This window comes from Leisingera sp. F5 (genome assembly GCF_001593695.1).
Map to the genome: position 1 here is coordinate 1 of NZ_LUKH01000811.1, position 1647 is coordinate 1647.

At 63.0% G+C, this 1647-nt stretch carries 3 protein-coding genes; all 3 read right to left on the minus strand.

Annotated elements, in window-relative coordinates; genetic code table 11:
* The coding region (locus A2I95_RS36265; RefSeq protein ID WP_367153200.1) for a carbonic anhydrase at positions 1-433 on the minus strand (433 nt) is incomplete at its 3' end.
* A gap of 20 nt (positions 434-453) precedes the next feature.
* Complete coding sequence (locus A2I95_RS36270) at positions 454-1062, minus strand: glutathione S-transferase family protein (protein WP_291737352.1); 609 nt, start codon at positions 1060-1062, stop codon at positions 454-456.
* Positions 1055-1647: PhzF family phenazine biosynthesis isomerase (locus A2I95_RS36275; protein ID WP_291737353.1), on the minus strand; the 593-nt coding region annotated here is incomplete at its 5' end. The genes A2I95_RS36270 and A2I95_RS36275, both read right to left, overlap by 8 nt.

Here is a 1647-nt window from a genome sequence, read left to right on the forward strand (position 1 = left end):
CGGGGTACAACGGTTCAATATCGGCATCGTGCTCCTGTCTGTAGGCGTCAATTATCCCCTCTTTGGTGAACGAGGTAGCGCCGCAATGGGTGTGGTGAACGATGACGATGTTCTCGATCCCGAACAGATGCTGCGCCACTGTGACGGAGCGCAGGGCGTCATAGGCCCGGCCGCCTGCCACACAAACCTCGAAGACATTCGTGGTCGAAGCGATCTTGCTGCCATTGCCGTCGGTGACGATCTCTCCGGGGTGGGTCTGGCCGAATTCTTCGGCCACCAGCCGCGGCACCTGGGCGATGCGCGGGTCATAGCAATAGACGACCACGGTTTTCAGCGGCACCGCCTTGGCGAATTCCTTGCGCACCGCCGCTTCGTCAAAGCCGGGCTGCTTGGAAAAGGCATAAGCGTCGAAGTTCTGATGATTGCCACACATGTTGATCTCCTTTCATCAGGTCAGAAAATGGCTGCAAGCGCGCGCTGCACCGATGCGCGCTCCTGCGCCTCGCGGTACCAGCGCAGGGTGGCCGGCAAGTCCTTCAGGCGGCCGGTGCCCAGCAGGTGGATCATGGGAAAAGCGGCACAGTCAGTTGCACCGAAACGGCCGCCGCTTAGAAAGCTGCATGCGCCGAGTCGCTGCTCGATGCCAGCAAGCGCGCGCATTGCCCGCGCCTCGCCAAAGGCCAGGCCAGCGCTGCTGCCCTCTTCGCGCTCCAGGCTGAGCCCGAAATTGACGGGTGCCACCAGGTCGGTCATCACTAGGCTCAGGGCTTCAAGCGCGTGGGCGCGGTCCGCCCGGGCGGCTGGCAGCAGCTGGCCGGACTTTTCGGCCAAATACTGCAGGATCGCCATGGATTGGCTCAGGGTGATCTTGCGGCCGCAAGGGCCTTCGTTGTCGATGATCAGCGGCACCTGGCCCATCGGGTTGAGCGCCAGGAACCCCGGCCTGTCCTGGTCCCGCTCGCGCAGATTCACTGGAACCGTCCGGCAGGGCAGCCCGGTTTCTTCCAGTGCGATCAGCACCCGGTAAGTGTTACCGGTGGTCCATCCGTAAAGATCAATCATTTCCCCCTCCTGCGACCGGTGCCGGGCTGCGGTCCAGACTGATCTGCAGCTCCTTCATCACCGCGCCGTAGCCGCCGGCCATCAGCCCGGTGACCCGGCCTGCGTCGAGGTTCAGTTCAACCGTGATCTCGCTGGGCGAAGCGGGCTCCATGAAGTGGCCCTGCTCGATCAGCAGCTTTGGCCTGCGCACGCCGAGGTGGTCATACAACGCGCAGGCCAGCGGTCCGGCTGCCATGCCGGTGGCCGATTCTTCGCTGATGCCGTAACGCGGTGCAAACATGCGAGCGGTGGCGTCAGCAGAAGTAGCACCGGGATCCGTCGTGAACACGTAAAAGCCGATCAGATCCAAGGCTTCGCTGATGGCCTCGAGCTGCGCTAGGCCGGGTTTCACCGCCTTGAGCGCGGCACCGTCTTTGACTGCAACCAGCACAAAACTGTTGCCGGTATTGGCCAGCTTGGGAGAGAAGCGCGGATCCAGATCCTCCGGCATCAACCCCAGTGCGTTCAGCACATCCTGTTCCTGAACGCCCCGGTCCGCCCAGTCCGACGGGTCTTCGTACCGCGGTGCCAGCTGCTCCATATAGG